Origin of the sequence: uncultured Rummeliibacillus sp., assembly GCF_934216135.1 — a bacterium.
Taxonomy (GTDB): domain Bacteria; phylum Bacillota; class Bacilli; order Bacillales_A; family Planococcaceae; genus Rummeliibacillus.
The window spans coordinates 97,873-121,435 of sequence record NZ_CAKQBI010000004.1; the positions used below are offsets into that span (position 1 = coordinate 97,873).

Sequence of the window (23,563 nt, forward strand, 5' to 3'; positions counted from 1 at the left end):
GGAGTGAGTGTTGAATGGCTATTTCGGATGCATATACAAAATCCTTCATTCAACCACGTAATGCATTACTAATGGAAATGGAACAATTTGCAGAAGAAAACTATGTTCCTATTATGCAATTACCAGCAATTGAAATCTTACTTCAAATGCTTCGTATACAAAATCCCGCCACAATTCTAGAAATCGGAAGTGCTATTGGTTACTCAGCAATTCGTATGGCTGAAACCGTTAAGGATGCCAAAATTGTTACAATCGAACGTGATGAAACAAGGATTGAACAAGCGAAGCAATTCCTATCAAAGTCCGATGTGAAAGATCATATTGTATTACTTGAAGGAGACGCGTTAGAAGTGGATGTAGAAAGTACCTATCCATCTTTTGATGCTGTTTTTATTGATGCTGCAAAAGGGCAATATAAAAAGTTTTTTGAAAAGTATAGCCCACTTGTGAAAAAAGGCGGAATACTATACATCGATAATATGTATATGCATGGCCTTTCAGATTTAGATATGAAAGACGTGCCAAAGCGAAAAAGAACAATGATTCGAAATCTACACCAATTTGCTGAATGGATTATTGCCAATCCGGACTATCAATCCTCATTCTTCCCAGTTGGTGATGGGTTATTGATTTGTATAAAGAGGTGACCATTGATGAAAAAACCTGAATTACTCGTGACACCACAATCTATTGCCCACGTTAAAGCACTTATCCAAGCCGGAGCAGATGCTTTTTTAATAGGTGAACAACAATTTGGTTTGCGTTTAGCAGGAGAATTTACTATTGAACAAGTAGCAGAAGCTACAACTTTAATACATGATGCAGGGAAAAAAGTTTATGTTGCTATGAATGCCATTTTCCATAACGATCGTGTAGATGGGCTTGCGCCATATATGCGAAAATTAGCGAAAATAGGCGTTGATGGGATTGTCTTTGGCGATCCTGCTGTAATTATTGCAAAACGAGAAGCAGAAGTGGACATTCCATTACATTGGAGTCCTGAAACAATTGCCACTAACTGGTTCCAAGCAAATTACTGGGGAAAACGTGGCGCAACTCGTGCAGTACTAGCACGTGAATTGAGCATGGAAGAAATTATTGAGATTAAAGAAAATGCTGAAGTTGAAATTCAAGTACAAGTACATGGTATGACATGTATGTTCCAGTCAAAACGCCCACTACTAGGCCATTATTTCATGTATGAAGGAAAAGCTATGGAAGTTGAAAATCGTAAAAGTGCACGAAATATGTACTTATATGATAAAGAACGTAATAGTAGATATCCGATCTATGAAGATTTAAATGGAACACACATATATAGTCCAAATGATATGTGTATCATTGATGAACTAGATGAATTATTTGAAGCAGAGATTGACGCTTTTAAAATTGAAGGTGTCTTGCAATCTGAAGAATATGTTGTAACAGTAACAGAATGTTATCGTAAAGCAATCGATGCCTATGCAGAATCACCAGATACTTATTTTGATATTAAAGAAGAATTATTAGCGAAAATTGAAGAAATTCAACCTGAACTACGCCCACTTGATACCGGCTTCTTCTTTAAAGAAACTGTCTATTAGGAAGGAGGAGATCCTGTGACATTATTACAAAATGATCATATTAGTGAAATACGTGACGGTAAAAGAGTTATCGTCAAAAAACCAGAGTTATTAGCACCAGCTGGTAACTTAGAAAAATTGAAAATTGCTGTTCACTACGGCGCAGATGCAGTGTTTATAGGTGGACAAGAGTTTGGACTTCGTTCAAATGCAGGGAATTTCTCAATCGAGGAAATTCATGAAGGTGTAGAGTTTGCCAAAAAATATGGAGCAAGAATTTATGTAACTACAAATATTTTTGCTCATAATGACAATATGGATGGACTCGAAGATTATCTACGTGCACTTGAAAATGCTGGAGCAGCAGGAATTATTGTAGCTGACCCGTTAATCATTGAAACAAGTAAAAAAGTTGCACCAAAACTTGAAATTCACTTAAGTACACAACAATCTCTTTCAAACTGGAAAGCTGTTCAATATTGGAAAGAAGAAGGTTTACAACGTGTTGTTCTTGCCAGAGAAACAGGTGCAGAAGAGATTAAATTGATGAAAGAAAAGGTAGATATCGAAATCGAATCTTTCGTTCATGGCGCAATGTGTATCGCTTATTCAGGTCGATGCGTATTATCTAATCATATGACTGCACGTGATTCAAACCGTGGAGGTTGCTGTCAATCATGTCGTTGGGATTATGATTTGTATGCAGTAGAAGATGGTGAGTCAAAACCTTTATTTGATAAAGGTGATGAAGCATTTGCTATGAGCCCTAAAGACTTAAAACTTATCGAATCAATTCCGAAAATTATTGAATTAGGTATCGATTCGTTAAAAGTTGAAGGACGTATGAAATCTATCCATTATGTTGCAACAGTAGTCAGCGTTTATCGTAAAGTAATCGATGCTTATTGTGCAGACCCAGATCACTTCAAGATTAAACGTGAATGGCTTGAAGAATTAGATAAATGTGCAAACCGTGAAACTGCTTCTTCATACTTTGAAGGAGAACCAGGATACGAACAACAAATGTTTGGTGTACATGGTAAACAAACAAAATTCGACTTCGTAGGTATGGTTTTAGATTACGATGAAGAAACAAAAATGGTAACATTACAACAACGTAATTACTTCAAACCAGGAGATGAAGTAGAATTCTTTGGCCCTGAAATTGAAAACTTTACAGTTGTAATTAATGAAGTTTGGGATGAAGATGGAGAATCTTTAGATGCTGCACGACACCCATTACAAATCGTTCGCTTTAAATGTGAACATAAATTATATCCGCATAATATGATGCGCAAGGAGATGCGATAATGGGAAAAAAACGTCCAGTCCTAATTGGAATTGCTGGAGGTTCTGGTTCAGGTAAAACAAGTGTTACCCATGCCATCCATGATGTATTTAAAGAGCATTCAGTAGTTGTAATTGAACAAGATTATTATTATAAAGATCAAAGTCACTTAGAGTTTGAACAACGTCTGGAAACGAATTACGATCATCCAGATGCATTTGATACTGATTTATTAATTGAAGATATAAAACGTCTTTTAAATCGTGAAGCAATTGAGAAACCAGTATACGATTATGCACTTCATACTCGTTCAAAGGAAACGATTCATATTGATCCACAAGATGTCATTATTTTGGAAGGAATCCTTGTTTTAAGTGACCCAAGTCTACGGGATTTAATGGATATTAAATTATTTGTAGATACAGATGCAGATTTACGTATTATTCGCCGTATTTTAAGGGATATTAATGAACGAGGACGTTCAATGGATTCGGTTATTGAACAATATCTTTCAGTTGTTCGTCCAATGCATAACCAATTCATAGAACCAACAAAAAGATATGCAGATATCATTATTCCAGAAGGCGGACAAAATGAGGTAGCGATTGATTTAATGGTCACAAAAATTAAAACAATCCTTGAATCTGATAGTATTGTGTAATATCATGGTAAATGATGAACAAATATTCTTTTTAAAAACTATGTCGCATTCTTATTGAAATCGCGACATAGTATTTTTATTAAGTTAGGCTATGTTTATTTCATATGAATTTTATTGTGAGCATATCATGCATATAAACGATTCAATCGAGTGTCCACTAGTGGAAGGGCTTTACTTCTTTTGGTCTATATAAAGCGGATTCTTCACATATATAAATATCGATTAACAGAGCCATTAAGCTAAGATGTAAGTTAAGGAGTGAATGTAAATGTCAACTGAAAAACAATATCCAATGACTGCCGCTGGTAAGAAAAAATTGGAAGAAGAATTAGAATACTTAATCACTACAAAACGTAAAGAAGTAGTAGAACGTATTAAAATAGCTCGTGGTTTCGGTGACCTTTCTGAAAACTCAGAGTATGATGCAGCAAAAGACGAACAAGGTTTCGTAGAAGGACGTATTACACTTCTTCAAACTATGATTCGTAACGCAATGATTATTGAAGAAGGTACAAGTGCTTCTGACATTGTTACAATCGGCCGTACTGTAACATTCAAAGAGCTTCCAGATGAAGATCCAGAAACTTATACAATCGTTGGTTCAGCAGAAGCAGACCCATTTGAAGGACGTATTTCAAATGATTCACCAATTGCCAAAGGTCTATTAGGTAACAAGGTCGGCGATAAAGTTAAAATCGTCACTCCTGGTGGAGATATGGACGTTCAAATTATCGAAATCAAATAATTTATTTTTGATTTACTAAAAAGACTTTTATAGCGAGTATGAGAACGGATGAATCCTTCTCATACTCGCTTTTTCACTTAAAGCTATGGATTTCAGAATTCTTTCATTCAAAAAAGTTATTACATTATGCATCAGTTAGAATATTTCCTAACAATGGTTCATATAGATGTCATTAGTTGCGTTTTTGGTATTTGCTAGAAGATATATTCCATTCTATGCTATGATAATTATGATATAGGCAACCTTTGTTAGCTTCAACCTAGAACCAAATTTAAAGATGAACAGGGGGAGTACATATGGCTGAAATTGGACGTCGATATAAACCAAAAGAAAAAAAGCCTAAAAATACAGGTAAGAAAAAAATGGACAAAATTTTAAATGTTTTAATCGGAGTAGTAGTTGTCCTAATATTAATAGTTGCTGGTTTTATCGTGATTGGCGGATCAGATAGCAAAGATACTGCAAATGATAAAGTGGCAAAAACAGTTGAACAAGACAATGATAAGCAAGATGAAAAAATAGTAGAAAAAAATAATTCAAAAGAGCTAGAAAAAGAGAAAGCTAAACAAGCTGAGGAATCTCAAAAAAAGGATGAACAAGATCAAACTCAGACAGAAGATACGAATGATGTAAATTCTGCAGCAGAAAATACAAGTGAAGAAAATAATAGTAATCTAGCAACTGATGAAGAAAGCAATTCTACAGCAACTAATTCCAACTCTAGTAGTTATAACTATGAAGAAAGTGAAACAGCTACTACTGAAACATCTGGGGATGCTAATGTATTAAAAGTCGTTACTGACTCAAATTGGAAACCTACAAAAACTTCTCAAAAAGATAAGGGCAGTTCCCATGTATCTAGCTATACTAAAGGATCTGTCGATTGGAACGAAAAAATTACAACCATTGCAAATACAGCTGGTCTAGATGAAAAAGATATGATTGTATGGTATGTAAAAAATGGAGGCAGTCCAGATACATCTGTTGGGATTGTTTCATCAAAAGATAAGGAAAAAAGTTATCGCGTATCGTTGAAATGGGTTCCTGAAGAAGGTTGGAAACCAACAAAATTAGAAGTACTAAAAACGTATAAAGGTGCATATTAATATATAAGACGGTTATCCGGTTCTTGACGGATAACCGTTTTTTGCTTTAGATTAAAAAGAGAAGGTTGCTTGTCACGCCAAAGTATCAGTTATTGTGAAGGTATTTCAATAATTTTGAAGATAGATTATATGGATCATTTGAACTGAAAACTTGACTGATTCAAAGTTTTTACTAAAGCTTGATAGAAAAGCACCGTATAAGAGAGGAAGATTTATCAAATGAAAATTGCTGTAATTGGCGCAATGGAAGAAGAAGTAGAATTATTAAGAAGCACACTTCAAAATACATCAACTAAAACTATTGCTAATAGTGAATATACAGAAGGTACATACGCTGGAAAAGATGTAGTGTTATTAAAAAGTGGTATCGGTAAAGTAAATGCTGCGATGTCCACATCTATCTTGTTAAACGAATATAAACCAGATGTTGTGATTAACACTGGTTCTGCTGGTGGTTATGATGAAAATCTAGAAGTAGGTGCAATCGTTATTTCCGATGAAGTGCGTCACCATGATGTAGATGCAACTATTTTTGGATATGAAATGGGACAAGTCCCACAAATGCCAGCATCTTTTAAATCTGATGAGCAATTGATGAAACTTGCAGAAGAAGCAGTAGCAGAAATAGGAGAACATCAATTTGCAGTTGGTTTAATCACAACAGGTGATTCGTTTATGAATGATCCAGTTCGAGTTGAAAAAGTAAGAGGTTATTTCCCAACTATGAAAGCAGTTGAGATGGAAGCAGCAGCAGTTGCACAAGTTTGTTATCAATTTGGTACTCCATTTGTAGTGATTCGTGCTTTATCAGATATAGCAGGTAAACAATCAAATATAAGCTTTGATGAGTTTTTACCAGTTGCTGCAAAACATTCAACACAAATTGTATTAAAAGTTATTTCTAAGTTATAAGGTGTCACAATTCTGTCATCTATTTGACCTTATATGTTCAAAAACACCCCCTAGTAAGACATCTCGAGAGTGATAAGATATAGGTAAATAAGTTACTACATTCTAGGGATGTTTGGAGGGGTTAATATGACATTCATCATGATTGGCTCTATGGCTATAACTGCAATTTTAAGCCTAATTATGGTTTCAGAAGTTGCTTAGACTAATGTTCTAAATTACACGTTAAAAGGAGTTTCCCAGACAATTTGGGCAACTCCTTTTTTACGTCATATTTTTGGCAACCTCATCCTTCTTAGATTAGTAAGATGTAAGGAACCTTTCGGAACAATTAATGAGCTATAAATCAGGAGTTTTTACGCTTAAAGTGCTGATAAAGTTTGATCAATGCCCTTTTCTCAATTCTACTCACATAACTTCTTGAGATATTCATCTCCTGAGCAATTTCTTTTTGTGTTTTGGCCTCCTGTTGCCCAAGTCCATACCGTTGTTGAATAATAGATAATTCTCTTTCATCAAGTAAATCTAGGTGTTCATACAGTTTTTGTTCTTCTTCAAGGCGTTCAATTTGTTGTTCAGTAGAGGGTGCATCACTTTGAAGAAAATCAGCGATTTCAAGAGGGTTTCCATCTTTGTCGGAACCAATTGTTTCAAAAAGGGAAACATCCTTTTGTACCTTTTTTTGGCTTCTTAAATGCATAAGAATTTCATTTTCAATACATCGTGCAGCATATGTGGCTAATCGGGTTTTCTTCTGAGGTGTAAAACTGGCAACGGCTTTCATCAAACCAATTGTTCCTATTGAAATATAATCATCTAATTGTTCATGTTTTGGATGGAATTTTTTAACTACATGCGCGACTAAGCGCATGTTTCTTTCGATTAGTTCCATTTTGGCTGATTCATCACCATTTAAATAGCGTTCAAGACATTCTGCTTCTTCTTCCTTCGTAAAGGGCTGAGGAAATGATTGCCCTTTTAAATAGCCAAGTAATACGGGGAGATCAACCCAAAGCTGTAGGATGGCTGTTAAAAGGGTACTTATGATCGTCATCCTTTCGTAAGTGTTTAATACAACATATGACATGAACCTCTTTTTTACAACAAAAAAATGACCTACATTGGTAGATCATTAAAAAATAATTTTTATACTTTTTTTAAAGAAAATGTACTAATCATCAAAATAGATAAGATTGGGAACAAAAACATATAAAAAACAGTTGAAAATAGAGGTATAAAGAAAAATGATACCGTTAAAATAGCGCCTGCTGCTGTTATAGGTAAACCACAAAAGTAACCGTTCGATTCAGTAATATTAAACCTAGCGAGACGGAATGCTCCACAAGCGATGTATAATACAGCTACAATCATCCCGATTGTACCAAATTGCATCAGAGTCATTTCGTACATTAATATCGCAGGAGCTACTCCAAATGATATAATATCACTCATGGAATCCAGTTGTTTACCTAGTTCAGACTCTTGGTTAAATTTTCTAGCTACTTTACCATCATAACGATCTAAAAACGCAGCGATAAAAATAAATAAAACTGCGAAATTATATGATTCATGTATAGTCGCCATTATTGAGGCTCCACCAAATGAGATATTTCCGATTGTAATTAAATTAGCAATATGTGATTTCATTTTTTTAATTGTGGTATCCACTTTATGAATAAGAAACAATGGACAGCACTCCTTTATTTGTTCAGTATTATAATATTATACTGCTTTTTAAGTGTTACTGTAAAACTATTTCAGAAAGAGGTATTGAATTGTTAAGAGAAAAAATATACCAATCAATAGTCGAGTTAACGAATGGAAGATGGTCATCTTTTTTACTTAAGCGATTTACAACATCAAGAATTAGTAAAAGATTGATTTCATCCTACATAAATATATACGGAATAAAACTAGATGAGGTTTCAGAAAAAAAGGAAGAATTTCAAAATCTTCAAGAATTCTTTATTAGACATTTAAAAGAAGATGCAAGACTTATTGAAGTTGGTAAGCATGTTTATACAAGTCCTGTAGATGCAAAAATTGAATCATTTGGTGATATTCAAAAAAACACTATATTTTATGTCAAAGGAAAATCATATGATTTAAAGGACTTATTAGCTAAAGAAGAAATTGTTGACCAGTATGTAAATGGAAAATATATTGTCTTTTACCTTAGCCCGGCTGATTACCACCGGTTCCATAGCCCAATTGACGGAAAGGTAGTTAACCAATTCACACTTGGGAGAAAATCGTACCCTGTTAACAGTCTAGGATTAACATATGGAAATCAACCAATTTCAAAAAACTATCGTCAAATTACAGAACTGGTCACGAATAACGGATCGCGTTGTGCTTTTATTAAAGTTGGAGCGATGTTTGTCAATTCGATTCATATTACTAATACAAAAGAAGAATGGAATAAAGGGGAAGAAGTTGGTTTTTTTGGGTTTGGTTCAACGGTTGTAATGTTATTTAATGAAAACAGCATTCAATTTTTAGAGAATGTTGTACAAGGAACGCACATACAGGTGGGTCAAGCGTTCGCACATATGTTATAATTTTAGAAGTTAGTTGCAGTGCGAAAAAACTGAAGTACTTATAAGAATAGGAGAAAGAAATTTGTATAAATTGATCATGCCAAAGGAATTTGTCTTTTCAGTATTTGACATTACGCCTGAAAAGCTAAAGAAAACGGGCATAAGAGGGATTATTACAGACCTTGATAATACACTAATTGAATGGAATCGAGCAGATGCAACAGAGGAACTAATAGAGTGGTTCAAGAAAATGCATGATGCTGGAATTCAAATCGTCATATTATCAAACAATAAAGAACCTCGTGTCAAAAAATTTGCTGATCCATTGGGAATTCCTTATATATATAAAGCACGAAAACCACTTTCTAGTGGGTTTAAACGAGCACTTGAGCTATTAAAAATGAGACCAGAAGAAGTCTTAATGTTGGGCGACCAAATGCTTACAGATATGATGGGTGCAAACCGTAAAAAATTACATACCATCTTAGTAAAACCAGTAGCTCAATCGGATGGACTTGTAACTCGTTTTAATCGTTTTATCGAAAGACGTGTTTACAAATATTTAAGCAAAAAAGGTATTAAAACTTGGGAGGAAAAATAATGAACGAAATGCCACATTGTATCGGTTGTGGTACACAAATCCAAACAGAAGACAAAAATGCACCAGGATACGCACCTGCATCTACTTTAGAAAAAGAAGATGTGATTTGCCAACGCTGCTTCCGTTTGAAAAACTACAATGAGCTTCAACCAGTATCTTTAACAGATGATGATTTCTTACGTATTTTAAATGGCTTAGGAAAACATAAAGGGTTGATCGTGAAAATTGTAGATATATTCGATTTCAATGGAAGTTGGTTACCAGGCCTACATCGATTCGTAGGAAACAATCCTGTACTACTAATTGCAAATAAGGCAGATTTGCTTCCTAAATCCGTGAAAAAGAATAAGGTGATTAATTGGATTAAGAGAGAAGCTAAAGCACTTGGTTTAAAACCAATCGATGTTTTATTAGTTAGTGCACATAAAGGAAAAGGTATGCAAGAAGCCATGGATGCTATCGATGAATATCGAAATGGGCAAGATGTCTATGTTGTTGGATGTACGAATGTAGGGAAATCTACTTTCATTAACCGAATTATTAAACAAGCTACCGGTGCTGGCGATATTATTACTACTTCATACTTCCCAGGTACAACACTCGACATGATTGAAATCCCACTGGATGACGGTCATGCGATTTATGATACACCAGGAATTATCAATCACCATCAAATGGCACATTATATTGATCCAACAGAGTTGAAATATATAATGCCTAAAAAAGAGATTAAGCCGAAAATATTCCAGCTGAATGAAGAACAATCATTATTTGTTGGTGCTTTGGCACGTTTTGACTTTATAAAAGGAAAACGATCAGCGTTCACGGTGTATATTGCAAATGATTTAAATATTCATCGTACAAAATTAGAGAATGCAGATGAACTATATAAAAATCATAAAGGCGAATTACTTGCTCCGCCATCTGAAAAGTATATTGATCAACTACCAGAATTAGTACGTCATGAATTTTCGATTAAAGAAGCAAAAACTGATATTGTTTTCTCAGGCCTAGGCTGGATAACAATTCAAGATCCAAACGTAGTAGTTGCAGCATATGCCCCAGAAGGTGTAGAAGTTCAAGTTCGTCCTTCTTTAATCTAGGGGGAATTAATTTTGAGAAAATGGTATTCAGTAATTGGCGACCCGATTGAACATTCAATGTCGCCACTTATGCACAACGCTTGGATGGCAGAAGAAGGTAGAGATGCTAGTTATATTCCATTACATGTGAAGCCAGAGAATTTAGAACAAGCTGTTGCATCTTTAAAACTACTGGGGTGCAGTGGGTGGAATATTACAATTCCTCATAAAGAGAAAATTATTCCGTTTTTAGATGATCTCGATGAAATGGCACGAAAAATGGGAGCAGTGAATACTGTAGTTAGACAATCAGATGGTACGTATAAAGGCTATAATACCGATGGTTTAGGTTTTGTCCGTTCTTTAGAAGATGAGATAGGAGATAATCATCGTAATCAGCAGGTATTAATCATTGGAGCAGGTGGAGCAGCGCGTGGTATTGCATTTGCTTTGGTTGCTACAGGATATACGCATATTACGATTGCTAATCGTACTGTTTCCAAAGCGGAAGCTATTTGTGATGAGTTAGATGTTGATGCGAATGCTCTATCATTGGAAACGGCATCTGAACAACTGAACAAGTTTGAAATTCTTATTCAAACAACATCAGCTGGATTAAATCATAGTGAATTTGCATTACCTATTTCAATGGACCGATTATCAAGCACTGCAATTGTTGCAGATATTGTGTATAATCCTTTAATGACACCATTTTTAATTGAAGCAAAGAAAAAAGGAGCGACTGTCGTAACTGGACTCGGTATGTTCATCCATCAGGGTGCGCTTGCTTATAGTTATTGGACAGATTCGTATCCTGAAGCAAAAGTCGTACGTAGTCTTTTGCTTGAGCAATTAGGAGGAAAATAATCACATGTTAACAGGTAAACAAAAACGTTTTTTACGTGCGGAAGCACATCATTTACAACCCATTTTTCAAGTTGGGAAAGGTGGAGTAAATGAAGCAATGCTTGTTCAGATTAAACAAGCATTAGAAGTACGCGAATTATTAAAAGTCCGTATTTTAGATAATTGTGAAGTCGACAAACATGAAGTAGCTGAGCAATTAGCTGAAGGAACAAATGCAGAACTTGTTCAACTAATTGGTTTAACAGTTGTTTTATATAAACAAGCATCAAAACGCGAACATCGTAAAATCGAATTACCAAAAGTAAAATAAGGATTTGATGAGATGAAAAAAGTTGGTCTTCTAGGTGGCACTTTTAATCCTCCTCACATGGCACATTTATTGATGGCCAATGAGGCTTATGATGTTCTTGGATTGGATGAAGTCCGTTTTATGCCAAATGCTGTACCACCCCATAAAGTAAAACCGGAAGATGCCACTACAGAAGACAGGTTGCATATGACGGAACTTGCTATTCAATCGATTCCATACTTTAACATAGAACTGTATGAAATTGAACGTGGAGGAGTATCTTATTCATATGATACTTTGAAAGGTTTGACAGAACGTGAGCCTGATACAGAATTCTATTTTATCATTGGTGGCGATATGATAGATATGCTGGATGAATGGTACCATATAAAAGAACTGACAAAGTTAGTTCATTTTGTTGGTGTTCATCGACCAGGTACTTCTGGTGTTACAAATTTGCCGGTACAGCTAATAGAAGCACCACTTATGGATTTATCTTCAACGATGATTCGCAATCGATTACAAGAAGGACGAACTGTGACATTTTTAGTGCCGACAGCCGTTGAACAGTATATACGAGAGGAAGGTCTATATGGAACGCGATGAACTATTAGTAGCGATGAAAGACCGTATGCCGGAAAAACGTTATATCCATACAATAGGTGTGACGGATACAGCCATAAAACTTGCAAAACGTTTTGGAGAAGATCCTAAAAAAGCTGAGTTAGCAGCTATTTTACATGATTCATGTAAATATGCTGACCGTGATTGGATGAGACAAACCATTATTGATCAAAAGATGGATCCGACATTACTTCAATATCATCATGAATTGTGGCATGGTCCAGTAGGTGCGTATGTTGCAAAAACAGAATTTAATGTTACAGATGATGATGTATTAAATGCGATTCGTTTCCATACTACGGGACGAGTGGCACAAAGCAATTTAGAAAAGATTGTCTATATAGCAGATATGATTGAACCAAATCGTAAATTTCCAGGTGTAGATGAATTAAGAAAAGCATCTGAAGATTTGGCATTACACGATTTGATGATAAAATGCTTAGCGCATTCAATATCATTTTTAATTAGCAAACATCAACCTGTATTCCCTGATTCATTTGAATGCTATAACGATTTGTTATTGCAAAAGAAAGGATAAGTGAAAGAATGACAAAAAGTACATTATTAGATATTGCCTTTAAAGCAGCAGATGACAAACGCGCAGAAGATATTGTCATACTAAATATGCAAGGGATTTCTTTACTAGCAGATTATTTTTTAATTTGCCACGGTAATTCTGATCGTCAAACGCAAGCTATTGCACGTGAAATTGCAGATGCAGCACACAAAGCTGGATACCAAGTAAAACGCATGGAAGGCTTTGATTCAGCTAGATGGATACTTGTAGACCTAGGTGATGTAGTATGTCACGTTTTCCATAAGGATGAACGACAATACTACAATTTAGAACGTCTATGGGGAGATGCACCCGAAAAATTTGTAGCAGTTGAGCCAGAATGAGTAGCTACGGTCGATTTGCAGAAGTTTATGATGCATTAATGACAGATGTTCCGTACGACGACTATGTCCGTTGGGTTGAAAAATATGCACCTTCAGCACAACATAAAAAGTTATTAGATATAGGATGTGGTACAGGGACACTGACTGCAAAATTTGCTTCAAATGGTTATGAAGTAAGTGGATTGGATTTATCTGAAGAGATGCTGATGATAGCATCTCAGCGACTCATAGCGCAAAGTTATAATGTTCCTTTATATTGTATGTCAATGGATGAGCTCGAAGGTTTTGAAGAATTGGATATTGTAACAATTGCAATAGATTCTTTAAATTATGTACAAGAGCGCGAGGCTGTTCAAGAAACTTTTTCGCGTATTTATCAATCCCTAAAACAGGGAGGACAATTATTCTTTGATGTACATTCATTGTTTAAAATGGACGAGATCTTCATGGATTCTCCATTTACATATGACGATGGTGAAATTACGTATTTATGGGTAACAGAACCAGGAGAAGCACCGCATTCCGTTCATCATGATATGGTTTTCTATGTGCAACAGCAAAACGGTTTATACGAACGGTTTGAAGAATACCATTATCAACGAACTTTCCCGATAGAAATATATATCGAAATGTTACGTCATGCGGGCTTTCATGAAATTTTTGTTACAGCAGACTTTACTGATACGTCACCTACTGAAGAATCAGAAAGAATTTTCTTCCGTGCTATAAAATAGACTTTTCAAATATTGTAAAATCATTTATATTGGAATTAGTTCCATATCAATTGCCTTCTGAGAAGAAAGGATGTGTGAGCTAATTCCTTCTTTTTTGAAGAAAAATGCTAAAAAGTACGGCACCCCCATTGCTGTATTATTAGTATGTTTAGTCATATTTTATATCTCCAAACAATCGTCCACACCCCCACAGGACGAGCTATTCTCAACTATTCAGGATGATCAACAAGCAAGTACAGAAAAAACAGAACCAAAGGAGAAAAAGAATCAACAAGACGCCCAAAAACAAGGTATTGTAGCCACTACTTCAATCATGGTAGATGTTAAGGGAGCGGTCAAAAATCCTGGTGTTTATCAGTTAGATGCAGATAGTCGTGTCATTGACGCCATTTTACTTGCTGGCGGTTATGCGAAGAATGCACAGTCGCGTCAGATTAACCATGCGCAAAAATTACAAGATGAAATGGTCATTTATGTACCTCAAAAAGGTGAAGATACAGAAGAGGTTCTGGCTATTGCATCACAGCAAACGTCTACATCTGCACCGTCAACACAAGGAAGCACAGCACATGGAGAAAATTCGAATTTAGTGAATATTAATACAGCCGATGAAGCAGGATTAACAACATTAAATGGAGTTGGACCTGCTAAAGCTCAAGCTATTATTGCTTATCGCACAGAAAATGGCCCTTTCAAGACTATCGAAGAATTAAAAAATGTAACTGGAATTGGTGATAAGACTTTCGAATCGTTGAAAGATTATCTGACTGTAAACTGAAGCAAAATATTGACTGTTGAAAAAGCTAGTTTCTAAAACTAAACTAATAGTAGTACAACTAATCAGGAGGCATTCATATGGAGCGTATTACATGGAACCAATTTTTCATGGCACAAAGCCATTTATTAGCATTAAGAAGTACTTGCACAAGATTATCAGTCGGAGCTACGATTGTTCGAGATAAAAGAATTATTGCAGGTGGGTATAATGGTTCAATTTCTGGTGATGACCATTGTATTGATAAAGGTTGTTATGTAATAGACAATCATTGCGTTCGAACAGTACATGCGGAAGTAAATGCTTTGTTACAATGTGCGAAATACGGTACACCAACTGATGGTGCAGATTTATATGTCACACATTTTCCTTGTTTACCATGTACAAAATCTATTATTCAAGCAGGTATTAAAAGCTTATATTATGCAACAGATTATAAAAATAACCCATATGCATTAGAACTTTTGGAACAAGCAGGAGTAGAAGTCGTACATGTCCCATTTGACGAACGGAAAATTGACTTTTTAAGTAATGAAAAAATCGCACTATATGTTGATCTATTGTCGAAACTTCGTAATCATGGTGCAACAGCTGAAGAATTGGAGCCATATGAACAGAAGGTGGAAGAATTATTTGGTCTATCAACATTAGACATAAACTAATTTTTGTAGCACTTGTAATATTACTAGCCTCACTTGCGGCACATATAAACATTTGGTTATTAGGGTTGTTAATCCCTTTTAGTCTTTTTCTAAGGTGGAAAAAAGAAAACACTTGGATAATTGTAATCCTTGTTGGCATCTCTTTTTCTGCCTTTATTTATATCTCACAAACACTACAACATAGAGAAATGGATATTCCAAAAGAAACAACTTTAACTTGGACAGACACTTATACAATTAACGGAGCAAAACTTCGAGGATTTGCTTATTTAGAAAATGGAGCAAAAGTGTACGCGGTTCAAACCTTTCAATCTGAGCATGAAAAGCAGAACTACGAGCAAATTTCCTTAAGTGGTCACACTTTCCTGGTAAAAGGTAATTTAGTCCCTCCAACATTGCCCTCACATCAATTTGCTTTTTCAATGGAAAATTACATTTTAAGTCATGCTGCACAAGGAATATATGAAATCGAACAATCGACATATAAAGAAAAGAAAAACTCTCTTTCATCTTTACTAGCTGAGCAGAGATTTCGTGTAAAGAAGCACATTGAAGCTACATTTCCAAACAGTTTAATAGCAGAAGCGCAAGCACTTATTATTGGAGAACAAGAGAATGTAGACCAAGAGTTAAATAGAGCCTATCAAAAACTAGGAATCACACATCTATTTGCTATTTCAGGACTTCATGTAGCCCTTGTCTCTCTGTTAGTATTTGAACTGTTATTAAGGCTTCATATAAGAAGAGAACATGCAACAATTATAATTATCATTGCCTTACCTTTATACGCATGTATAGCAGGTGGTGCTCCCTCTGTTTGGCGCTCTGTTACGGTAGTAGAAATGATAATGATTAGCAAAATCTTTTCTAAGAAGTTATCGATTGATGATGCGTTATCTTTAAGTTTTATTGCTCTTGTATTGTATCAACCGAGTATAATATTTCAAATAGGTTTTCAATTATCCTATTTGGCAACGGTAGCACTCGTATTTTCTAACGTGATTTTACAATCAACTCAAAGTGCGCTTTTTCAATCTTTTTATATAACGAGCGTATGCCAATTACTTGTCTATCCACTTCTAATTTATCACTTTTTCGAATTAAGCCTATCATCATTTATAGCTAATATTGTATTTGTGCCGTTATTTTCATTCATAATATTGCCGGTAAACCTTGTTTTATTTGTTTTAACGCTACTATTTAAACCAGGTGCACAAGTGCTATTTTTAATCTATGAGCCACTTCGAGGATTTGTCACAAAGGTAATTATGTGGTGCCAGTCAATCCCATATCAAATGTGGGTTACCGGAAGACCAAGTGTGCTTTTGTGTAGTCTAGCGTTTTTAGGTGTTTTATGTGCTTTCGTTTATATAGAGAAAAGAAAATTTAAAATGGCTTTGATATGTATTTTAATACCTGCACTTGTTATTCATCTTGCTCCTAGAATGCATAAAGATATCCGTATCACGTTTTTAAGTGTTGGACAAGGAGATAGCATAGTAATTGAGTTACCGTATCGTAAAAAAGTTTACGTAGTTGATACGGGTGGATTATTACGTTTTGAGCAGGAAAAGTGGAAGCAATCGAAGACGGAATATGAAGTTGGAAGGCGAATTGTTGTTCCATACTTAAAAGGCCGAGGGATAAAAGCGGTAGATACAATGATTATTACGCATGCGGATGCGGATCATGCAGAGGGTGCAGAAGAAGTGATGGAAGAAATAAAAGTAAAAGAAATTCATGTAAGTCCCAACTCATGGGAGAAGTCAGTGATGGAAGATATTATCGCTCATATAAAAAAAGAAAAAATACCGCTAAAAGAGAAAATAGCAGATGAAAAGTGGAGAGTGGGAGATGCTTATTTCGAATATTTATCTCCAACGGACACACAGTACGAGGGAAATAATGATTCACTTGTATTATTAGTTAGCTTTGGTAAGTATAAAATATTATTAACAGGTGATCTCGAAGAAGATGGGGAGATGCAACTTGTTAAAAATAATGAGCAGAAAATTACTCATTTAAGTATATTGAAAGTAGGACATCATGGAAGTAAAACATCTAGTGCAGAAGCATTTTTAAAACATACTAAACCTTCACTATCGATATTTTCAACGGGGTTAAATAATCGGTACAAACATCCGAGTCAAGAAGTAGTTGAGCGATTTCAAAAACTTGGATTACCTACTTTAAACACTGCAGAAGTAGGTTCGATTGAACTGAAAATGACAAAAGAAAACTGTGAGATTACAACAACATCTCAATTAGTAGAAATGAAAAAAGCTTTGTCAAAGTGACAAAGCTTTTTTGTGTAGACGCTTATAGATTTACGTAATCGATAACAGTAGCGATAATGAACATAAGTGCGAAGAATACGAATGATACGCCGAAGCCTACACCTGAATCAATAGCGTCATTTCTTTTACTTTGTACATCTTTTTCAAATGGATTCATTAATATCCCTCCTAATTCTTATTAATTATACGGTAACGCATTCAAAAAAGCTATATTGAATGGCGAAATTACATAGTTCTATCGGCTTTGACACAATTTGGACATACTCACATATTCAACCGTTTTCATAAGAAGAAAGATTCTCTCACCTAAATTGAAGTGCTTTAGAAAAAATAATTAGAGAGTATATAAGCAGTAAAATGTCTATTGCTTAACTATATTTCAAGGAAGTTGAACTACAACTTGCTGAGTTTCCCTTTACTCAAAATGAATGTATACTAGAGTTAGTGTTGTGCTAGGAGGAAGACCATGTTCTCAAAATTATGGAATGATATACAAAAAGGAAAACTAGCACCTGTTTATCTTTTAGCAGGGCTTGAATCCTATTTTATAGACGAAACAATCCATCGTATTAAATCTAAGCTAGAAGAAAGTGGAGAAATTGAGACAATTACAATTGATCTGGATGAAAAGCCAGTAGACTTTGTGATTGATGAATCAGATACGATTCCTTTTTTCTCTAGCAAAAAATTGATTATTGCTAAGAATGCATCATTTTTAAAAGCAACAGACAAAACAAAAGAAAAAATTGATCATGATTTGAAGAGACTTGCAAAATGGCTAGAGTTTCCTTCAGATACATCCATCACTATTTTTATTGCACCGTATGAAAAGCTTGATGAACGTAAAAAAGTAACGAAGCAAATGAAAGAGCATGCGGTATACATGCTAGCAGAGACTCCAAAAGAGAATGATTTATCAGTATGGGTTAAAAACGAAATTTCATCCTTTGCTAAAACAATTGATGAAGAAGCAATTGCAAAATTAATGGAATTAGTCGGAATGGATATGTTACATTTACGCTCTGAAATTGAGAAAATTTGTTTATATCTTGGTGAGGATAAGAATATAACGGTTGCATTAGTGGAAGAATTAGTATCGAAAACATTAGAGCAAGATGCTTTTAAGATGCTCAATGCGTATATGAGAAACGATGTTGCGGAGGCACTTTCAATTTATCATGATTTAATAAGACAGAAGCAAGAGCCTATAATGCTTGTGGCTTTATTGGCATCTCAAATTCGCTTGATGTCTAATGTATATTATCTATTGTCTAAAGGATATCATTCACAACAAATTTCAAAACAATTAAAGGTAAATCCGTATCGTGTAAAAAGAATAGTAGAAGATCGACGGAAAGTATCTGAAGAATCTTTACTCAAAGCTTTGTATGGATTAAGTGAAGTAGATTTACAATTAAAATCTATGAGTGGTAAGCGGGAACGATTTTTGGAATTGTTCTTGATGCGCCCATTATAATACTTGTATACAAAAAAAGACTAGAGAATAATTCTCTAGTCTTTTTGAATCCAAATGGATTAAGCTTTTTTCATTAAACGAGCTTTTTGACGAGAAGCTGCGTTTTTGTGGATTAAGCCTTTAGAAGCTGCTTTATCTAAAGTTTTAACAGCAACTTTTACTAATTCTTTTGCGTTTTCATCTTTTGCGACTAATGCAGCGTCAGCTTTTTTAACAGCAGTACGCATAGCAGATTTTGCTTGTGCGTTTTGTGCGTTTGCTTCAGAAGCAGTTTTCACGCGTTTGATAGCAGATTTAATATTTGGCATTAACATTCACCTCCTAAAAAGGATCGAGATGAGTAAATTCTCAACTGTTTCATGTGTCTATACAACAAGCATCATTATATCAAAATCCTAATAGAAAAATCAAGAGCGAATTGCAAAGAATATTTACTTGACACAATGTACAGAATAGAAACGAGGTGAGAATATGGAAAATTTTCAATGGTCAACAACAGATTTAGTTGATGAAACAGAAGCATACATCAAACATAAGACAGAAGAAGAAAGAGCGAAGTTAAGAAATTCTAACGGAATTGATATTAAAGAAAACTGGGATGAAATCGTAAAGATCACAGAAGTAACTGTATCTAAACAAGGTGAAGAACATATAGGGAAAAAAGAAGGTACCTATATAACATTATCAGTACCATCGTTAGAAGCTTATGACCTTGAAGGACTTAAAATTTTCGAAGAAACTATTATCAAATCTTTAAAAAAGATTCATTCAAAAGCAAGTTTAAAAAAAGTTCTAATCATTGGTCTAGGGAATCGAACAATTACACCGGATGCAATTGGACCTTTAACAATTGACCATCTGCATAATCAAGCGGAAGTAATCCAAGATAATTGTATTATTTATGCACCTGGAGTTACCGCGCAAACAGGGTATGAAACAAGTGAATTCGTTAAAGCACTTGCTGATAATATTAAACCTTCTTTAATCGTTATTATTGATGCCCTTGCTACTAATTCTAGTGATCGACTTTGCAAAACCGTTCAGATTACCAATACAGGTATTCAACCTGGTGCTGGAGTTGGGAATTCTAGAAAAGAAATTTCCGAAGAGACAATGGGATGTCCAGTAACTGCTATTGGATTACCGACAGTAGTTGATGGTCCTGTTCTAATTACAGATGCAGTCGAATCGTTATTTAAATATATTTCTGCAAAAATAGACGAAGATAAAAGACCTTCATCAGCTTTATCCGTTTCTTCCTATTCTGTAGATGAAAATACTAAAATTTTGACGGAAGCATTATTGCCGATTTTTGGTGAATGGGTAAAATGGGAAAGACAAGAAAGGTTACAACTGTTTCAGGAAGCATTAACCGGACAACAACGATTATTTGTTACGCCAAAAAATATTGATGATTGGGTTTCAGCTTATGTATCAATGCTTGCAAGCGTTTGTACAAGATGGTTAAGCGTCGCATAAAGTTCTAATCCATATCTTTTCTCCATAAAGTAACTGGAGGAGGGATATTGGATGCGGAGACAACAACATCGATGGAAATTTATTTTATTATTCTTAGCAATCTTTTTTTCACTACCGATTCTTGCAGCAAAGTTACCATTTTTGGCTGAAAAGCAACATGTTATTGAATCGTCAAAACAGGACACTAAAATTGCTTATGCAGCCAACAAGACAATTCCAACAAAAGTATCTGAAACAAAAAAAGGAAAAAGTTTTAACACATTAATTTATTTCACCCACTCTCATGAAGCATACTATCCAATGTTGAAAGAACGGCAACAAACCATTACAGTCTATCATGATGCGACAAACGTCCAATCCTTAGGAAACTTATTTGTCAAACACTTTAAACAAAATAATATTAATACGGATTTATTGAATGTAGATGCGATGAAAGTTATGAAAAAACAAGATATGACATTCTATCAGGCATACGATGCAGTCCGTCCCTATGTGAAAAATCAAATTGGAAAAAAAGATTATGATTTAATCATGGATATTCATAGAGATTCTGCTGGTAAAAAAGTAACCACAACAACTTATAAAGGTTCTTCATATGCTCGAATGGCTCTTGTTATTGGAGGAAAGAATCAGCAATACCAGGCAAATGAAGCCTATGCTGAACAATTATCGAAAAAGCTAAATAGCCTTGTTCCGGGAATATCAAGAGGTGTATTGAGAAAAACGGGTGATGGGGTTAATGGAATTTATAATCAAGATCTATCCAAACAGATTATTTTAATCGAACTTGGTGGAGTTAATAACAATGAAGAAGAGTTAAATCGTTCAATTGCTATTTTGGGAAGAGCGATCCAAGAAGCATTTGTTGAACCAGCATCATCCTAACATTGCAATATAAGGCGAATCACTGCTATAATTCTAGTAGTTTAAATAGGAGTGGAACGCATGAATCGAGAAGAACTGATTAAACGACAAGAACATATACGAAATTTCTCTATTATCGCGCATATTGACCACGGAAAATCTACATTAGCAGACCGTATATTAGAGAAAACACATGCACTTACTGCACGTGAAATGAAAGAACAACTTCTAGATTCTATGGATCTTGAAAGAGAACGTGGAATTACGATTAAATTAAATGCAGTACAATTAAAATACACTGCTAAAGATGGAGAGACGTATATTTTTCATCTAATCGACACACCAGGACATGTCGATTTCACATATGAAGTGTCACGAAGCTTAGCTGCCTGTGAAGGTGCAATTTTAGTTGTAGATGCAGCACAAGGGATTGAGGCACAGACTTTAGCAAACGTATATCTTGCTTTAGATAATGACCTAGAAATACTACCTGTCATCAACAAAATTGACCTTCCTTCAGCTGACCCTGAACGTGTTCGAACAGAAGTTGAAGATGTCATAGGATTAGATGCCTCTGAAGCTGTTTTAGCATCTGCAAAAGCTGGCATTGGTATAGAGGAAATACTGGAACAGATTGTAGAAAAAGTTCCTGCGCCAACTGGTGATCCTGAAGCACCTTTACAAGCATTGATATTTGACTCGGTTTACGATGCATATCGAGGTGTTATTACATCCATTCGAATTGTTGAAGGAACAGTGAAGCCAGGAGATAAAATTCGTATGATGGCAACTGGTGCTGAATTCGAAGTAATCGAAGTTGGTGTTCATACACCTAAAATTACACCAACTGAATTTTTAACAGTCGGAGATGTTGGATATTTAACGGCTTCTATCAAAAATGTTGGTGATACACGAGTAGGGGATACGATTACTTTTGCAGAAAATCCAGCCTCTGAAGCCTTACCAGGTTATCGAAAACTAAATCCAATGGTATATTGCGGTTTATATCCAATCGACACAGCAAGATACAATGATTTACGTGATGCACTTGAAAAATTAGAGCTAAATGACTCTGCGTTACAGTACGAACCAGAGACATCTCAAGCACTAGGTTTTGGTTTCCGTTGTGGATTCCTAGGTCTACTTCACATGGAAATTATTCAAGAACGTATTGAACGTGAATTTAATATTGATTTGATTACTACTGCGCCTAGTGTTATTTACCATGTACACATGACCGATGGGGAAGAAGTAAAAGTGGACAACCCATCTATGATGCCAGAACCACAAAAAATAGATCGTGTAGAAGAGCCATATGTAAAAGCAAACATCATGGTGCCAAATGATTATGTTGGTGCTGTTATGGAAATTTGCCAACGAAAACGTGGTAATTTCTTAACAATGGATTACATCGATACAACACGTGTCAATATTTTTTATGAAATTCCGTTATCTGAAATTGTCTACGATTTCTTCGATCAACTGAAATCTAGCACAAAAGGATATGCTTCTTTTGACTATGAATTGATTGGCTATAAACCATCTAATCTAGTGAAAATGGATATCTTATTAAATGCAGAGCAAGTCGATGCATTAAGCTTTATCGTACACAAAGATTTTGCCTATGAACGTGGTAAAGTCATTGTTGAAAAGCTAAAAGAGCTTATCCCACGCCAACAATTTGAAGTACCCGTACAAGCTGCTATCGGACAAAAAATTGTCGCACGTTCTACGATTAAAGCAATGCGTAAAAATGTATTGGCGAAATGTTACGGTGGGGATATCTCACGTAAACGTAAACTTCTTGAAAAACAAAAAGAAGGTAAAAAACGTATGAAACAAGTTGGTTCCGTTGAAGTTCCGCAAGAAGCCTTTATGGCAGTATTAAAAATGGACGACGACCAACCGAAAAAGTAATATTGATATCTCAACGTTTTGTTTGATTAACAATAAGCGGATGTGTAATACTAGGTGGATTTTGCCACCGTATTGCCACCGCTTTTATTTTTGGTCAGCAAAATTATAGATTTCCTGATTATAAAGATAAGTGGTCTAAAAAGTAGCCTCTAATATTCGTAACGATTGGGCGAAGGGGAAAAAT

Annotated in this window: 27 protein-coding genes; 23 read left to right on the top strand and 4 right to left on the bottom strand. The window is 35.1% G+C overall.

The genetic code is table 11. From position 1 onward, the window contains the following. The first annotated feature begins 14 nt into the window (after positions 1–14). The 7 genes from Q0977_RS04210 (at position 15) to mtnN (ending at position 6,274) form a co-directional block, all read left to right on the top strand. Positions 15–647, top strand: coding sequence for an O-methyltransferase (locus Q0977_RS04210; protein ID WP_119414781.1), 633 nt, complete (start codon positions 15–17; stop codon positions 645–647). Positions 648–653: 6 nt separating this feature from the next. Continuing rightward, positions 654–1,583: a peptidase U32 family protein gene (locus tag Q0977_RS04215; protein ID WP_119414782.1), complete on the top strand. Its 930-nt coding sequence runs from the start codon at positions 654–656 to the stop codon at positions 1,581–1,583. 15 nt (positions 1,584–1,598) lie between these two features. Beyond that, on the top strand, positions 1,599–2,873 hold the full coding sequence (locus tag Q0977_RS04220) for a U32 family peptidase (protein ID WP_119414783.1): 1,275 nt from the start codon (positions 1,599–1,601) through the stop codon (positions 2,871–2,873). Continuing rightward, a complete protein-coding gene (gene udk, locus Q0977_RS04225) occupies positions 2,873–3,511 on the top strand; it encodes a uridine kinase (RefSeq protein ID WP_124217187.1) in 639 nt (212 codons plus the stop codon). The genes Q0977_RS04220 and udk overlap by 1 nt, the downstream gene beginning before the upstream one ends. A gap of 268 nt (positions 3,512–3,779) precedes the next feature. Beyond that, positions 3,780–4,256 (top strand): transcription elongation factor GreA, encoded by a 477-nt coding sequence (gene greA / locus Q0977_RS04230; RefSeq protein WP_119414785.1) that lies wholly within the window; start codon positions 3,780–3,782, stop codon positions 4,254–4,256. A 296-nt stretch (positions 4,257–4,552) separates the two neighbouring features. Further along, positions 4,553–5,362, top strand: a complete 810-nt coding sequence (locus Q0977_RS04235; RefSeq protein ID WP_119414786.1) for a YrrS family protein — start codon at positions 4,553–4,555, stop codon at positions 5,360–5,362. A gap of 219 nt (positions 5,363–5,581) precedes the next feature. Further along, positions 5,582–6,274: a 5'-methylthioadenosine/S-adenosylhomocysteine nucleosidase gene (gene mtnN, locus Q0977_RS04240; protein WP_119414787.1), complete on the top strand. Its 693-nt coding sequence runs from the start codon at positions 5,582–5,584 to the stop codon at positions 6,272–6,274. A gap of 343 nt (positions 6,275–6,617) precedes the next feature. Here the strand turns inward: mtnN and sigK are convergent, their stop codons facing one another. Next, a complete protein-coding gene (gene sigK, locus Q0977_RS04245) occupies positions 6,618–7,316 on the bottom strand; it encodes an RNA polymerase sporulation sigma factor SigK (protein ID WP_119414858.1) in 699 nt (232 codons plus the stop codon). A 101-nt stretch (positions 7,317–7,417) separates the two neighbouring features. Next, on the bottom strand, positions 7,418–7,957 hold the full coding sequence (gene pssA / locus Q0977_RS04250) for a CDP-diacylglycerol--serine O-phosphatidyltransferase (RefSeq protein WP_119414788.1): 540 nt from the start codon (positions 7,955–7,957) through the stop codon (positions 7,418–7,420). Between the two features lie 89 nt (positions 7,958–8,046). Here pssA and Q0977_RS04255 point away from each other — a divergent pair, with 89 nt between their 5' ends. The 12 genes from Q0977_RS04255 (at position 8,047) to Q0977_RS04310 (ending at position 17,642) form a co-directional block, all read left to right on the top strand. Then, positions 8,047–8,832: a phosphatidylserine decarboxylase gene (locus Q0977_RS04255; protein WP_233548017.1), complete on the top strand. Its 786-nt coding sequence runs from the start codon at positions 8,047–8,049 to the stop codon at positions 8,830–8,832. Between the two features lie 76 nt (positions 8,833–8,908). Beyond that, the gene (locus Q0977_RS04260; RefSeq protein ID WP_199670661.1) at positions 8,909–9,412 is read left to right on the top strand and encodes a YqeG family HAD IIIA-type phosphatase; all 504 of its coding nucleotides are present in this window, start codon (positions 8,909–8,911) and stop codon (positions 9,410–9,412) included. Next, on the top strand, positions 9,412–10,515 hold the full coding sequence (gene yqeH, locus Q0977_RS04265) for a ribosome biogenesis GTPase YqeH (protein ID WP_119414791.1): 1,104 nt from the start codon (positions 9,412–9,414) through the stop codon (positions 10,513–10,515). Before Q0977_RS04260 ends, yqeH begins: the two co-directional genes overlap by 1 nt. 12 nt (positions 10,516–10,527) lie before the next feature. Beyond that, on the top strand, positions 10,528–11,361 hold the full coding sequence (gene aroE / locus Q0977_RS04270) for a shikimate dehydrogenase (protein WP_119414792.1): 834 nt from the start codon (positions 10,528–10,530) through the stop codon (positions 11,359–11,361). A gap of 4 nt (positions 11,362–11,365) precedes the next feature. Then, positions 11,366–11,671: a ribosome assembly RNA-binding protein YhbY gene (yhbY, locus tag Q0977_RS04275; RefSeq protein WP_119414793.1), complete on the top strand. Its 306-nt coding sequence runs from the start codon at positions 11,366–11,368 to the stop codon at positions 11,669–11,671. A 12-nt stretch (positions 11,672–11,683) separates the two neighbouring features. Continuing rightward, positions 11,684–12,256 (top strand): nicotinate-nucleotide adenylyltransferase, encoded by a 573-nt coding sequence (locus tag Q0977_RS04280; protein WP_119414794.1) that lies wholly within the window; start codon positions 11,684–11,686, stop codon positions 12,254–12,256. After that, positions 12,243–12,812, top strand: a complete 570-nt coding sequence (gene yqeK, locus Q0977_RS04285) for a bis(5'-nucleosyl)-tetraphosphatase (symmetrical) YqeK (protein WP_119414795.1) — start codon at positions 12,243–12,245, stop codon at positions 12,810–12,812. Before Q0977_RS04280 ends, yqeK begins: the two co-directional genes overlap by 14 nt. 8 nt (positions 12,813–12,820) lie before the next feature. Further along, a complete protein-coding gene (gene rsfS / locus Q0977_RS04290) occupies positions 12,821–13,174 on the top strand; it encodes a ribosome silencing factor (protein ID WP_119414796.1) in 354 nt (117 codons plus the stop codon). Continuing rightward, entirely contained in the window at positions 13,171–13,908 is a 738-nt protein-coding gene (locus Q0977_RS04295; protein WP_119414797.1) for a class I SAM-dependent methyltransferase, read from the top strand. The genes rsfS and Q0977_RS04295 overlap by 4 nt, the downstream gene beginning before the upstream one ends. A gap of 70 nt (positions 13,909–13,978) precedes the next feature. Further along, entirely contained in the window at positions 13,979–14,686 is a 708-nt protein-coding gene (locus Q0977_RS04300) for a helix-hairpin-helix domain-containing protein (RefSeq protein WP_119414798.1), read from the top strand. 77 nt (positions 14,687–14,763) lie between these two features. After that, positions 14,764–15,345 (top strand): ComE operon protein 2, encoded by a 582-nt coding sequence (locus Q0977_RS04305; protein WP_124217189.1) that lies wholly within the window; start codon positions 14,764–14,766, stop codon positions 15,343–15,345. A gap of 188 nt (positions 15,346–15,533) precedes the next feature. Continuing rightward, a complete protein-coding gene (locus Q0977_RS04310; protein WP_299510900.1) occupies positions 15,534–17,642 on the top strand; it encodes a DNA internalization-related competence protein ComEC/Rec2 in 2,109 nt (702 codons plus the stop codon). Positions 17,643–17,664: 22 nt separating this feature from the next. Here Q0977_RS04310 and Q0977_RS04315 read toward each other — a convergent pair whose 3' ends face one another. Further along, a complete protein-coding gene (locus tag Q0977_RS04315; RefSeq protein ID WP_119414800.1) occupies positions 17,665–17,799 on the bottom strand; it encodes a YqzM family protein in 135 nt (44 codons plus the stop codon). A 309-nt stretch (positions 17,800–18,108) separates the two neighbouring features. Here Q0977_RS04315 and holA point away from each other — a divergent pair, with 309 nt between their 5' ends. Beyond that, a complete protein-coding gene (holA, locus tag Q0977_RS04320; protein WP_119414801.1) occupies positions 18,109–19,119 on the top strand; it encodes a DNA polymerase III subunit delta in 1,011 nt (336 codons plus the stop codon). A gap of 59 nt (positions 19,120–19,178) precedes the next feature. Here the strand turns inward: holA and rpsT are convergent, their stop codons facing one another. Continuing rightward, positions 19,179–19,427, bottom strand: a complete 249-nt coding sequence (gene rpsT / locus Q0977_RS04325; RefSeq protein ID WP_119414802.1) for a 30S ribosomal protein S20 — start codon at positions 19,425–19,427, stop codon at positions 19,179–19,181. A gap of 163 nt (positions 19,428–19,590) precedes the next feature. Here rpsT and gpr point away from each other — a divergent pair, with 163 nt between their 5' ends. From gpr to lepA, 3 genes are read left to right on the top strand one after another with little or no spacing between them, the layout of a single operon-like run. Beyond that, a complete protein-coding gene (gene gpr / locus Q0977_RS04330; protein ID WP_119414803.1) occupies positions 19,591–20,598 on the top strand; it encodes a GPR endopeptidase in 1,008 nt (335 codons plus the stop codon). Positions 20,599–20,649: 51 nt separating this feature from the next. Then, positions 20,650–21,483 carry a stage II sporulation protein P gene (gene spoIIP / locus Q0977_RS04335; protein ID WP_119414804.1) on the top strand — a complete coding sequence of 278 codons (834 nt, stop codon included), beginning with the start codon at positions 20,650–20,652 and terminating at the stop codon, positions 21,481–21,483. Between the two features lie 60 nt (positions 21,484–21,543). Then, the gene (gene lepA / locus Q0977_RS04340; RefSeq protein WP_119414805.1) at positions 21,544–23,379 is read left to right on the top strand and encodes a translation elongation factor 4; all 1,836 of its coding nucleotides are present in this window, start codon (positions 21,544–21,546) and stop codon (positions 23,377–23,379) included. The last annotated feature ends 184 nt before the right edge of the window (positions 23,380–23,563 follow it).

Coding starts and splice junctions, on each gene's coding strand:
- Q0977_RS04210 (WP_119414781.1), top strand. CDS start 15: ATGGCTATTTCGGATGCATATACAAAATCCTTCATTCAACCACGTAAT.
- Q0977_RS04215 (WP_119414782.1), top strand. CDS start 654: ATGAAAAAACCTGAATTACTCGTGACACCACAATCTATTGCCCACGTT.
- udk (WP_124217187.1), top strand. CDS start 2,873: ATGGGAAAAAAACGTCCAGTCCTAATTGGAATTGCTGGAGGTTCTGGT.
- greA (WP_119414785.1), top strand. CDS start 3,780: ATGTCAACTGAAAAACAATATCCAATGACTGCCGCTGGTAAGAAAAAA.
- Q0977_RS04235 (WP_119414786.1), top strand. CDS start 4,553: ATGGCTGAAATTGGACGTCGATATAAACCAAAAGAAAAAAAGCCTAAA.
- mtnN (WP_119414787.1), top strand. CDS start 5,582: ATGAAAATTGCTGTAATTGGCGCAATGGAAGAAGAAGTAGAATTATTA.
- Q0977_RS04260 (WP_199670661.1), top strand. CDS start 8,909: ATGCCAAAGGAATTTGTCTTTTCAGTATTTGACATTACGCCTGAAAAG.
- yqeH (WP_119414791.1), top strand. CDS start 9,412: ATGAACGAAATGCCACATTGTATCGGTTGTGGTACACAAATCCAAACA.
- yhbY (WP_119414793.1), top strand. CDS start 11,366: ATGTTAACAGGTAAACAAAAACGTTTTTTACGTGCGGAAGCACATCAT.
- Q0977_RS04280 (WP_119414794.1), top strand. CDS start 11,684: ATGAAAAAAGTTGGTCTTCTAGGTGGCACTTTTAATCCTCCTCACATG.
- yqeK (WP_119414795.1), top strand. CDS start 12,243: ATGGAACGCGATGAACTATTAGTAGCGATGAAAGACCGTATGCCGGAA.
- rsfS (WP_119414796.1), top strand. CDS start 12,821: ATGACAAAAAGTACATTATTAGATATTGCCTTTAAAGCAGCAGATGAC.
- Q0977_RS04295 (WP_119414797.1), top strand. CDS start 13,171: ATGAGTAGCTACGGTCGATTTGCAGAAGTTTATGATGCATTAATGACA.
- Q0977_RS04300 (WP_119414798.1), top strand. CDS start 13,979: ATGTGTGAGCTAATTCCTTCTTTTTTGAAGAAAAATGCTAAAAAGTAC.
- Q0977_RS04305 (WP_124217189.1), top strand. CDS start 14,764: ATGGAGCGTATTACATGGAACCAATTTTTCATGGCACAAAGCCATTTA.
- Q0977_RS04310 (WP_299510900.1), top strand. CDS start 15,534: ATGGATATTCCAAAAGAAACAACTTTAACTTGGACAGACACTTATACA.
- Q0977_RS04315 (WP_119414800.1), bottom strand. CDS start 17,799: ATGAATCCATTTGAAAAAGATGTACAAAGTAAAAGAAATGACGCTATT.
- holA (WP_119414801.1), top strand. CDS start 18,109: ATGTTCTCAAAATTATGGAATGATATACAAAAAGGAAAACTAGCACCT.
- rpsT (WP_119414802.1), bottom strand. CDS start 19,427: ATGCCAAATATTAAATCTGCTATCAAACGCGTGAAAACTGCTTCTGAA.
- gpr (WP_119414803.1), top strand. CDS start 19,591: ATGGAAAATTTTCAATGGTCAACAACAGATTTAGTTGATGAAACAGAA.
- spoIIP (WP_119414804.1), top strand. CDS start 20,650: ATGCGGAGACAACAACATCGATGGAAATTTATTTTATTATTCTTAGCA.
- lepA (WP_119414805.1), top strand. CDS start 21,544: ATGAATCGAGAAGAACTGATTAAACGACAAGAACATATACGAAATTTC.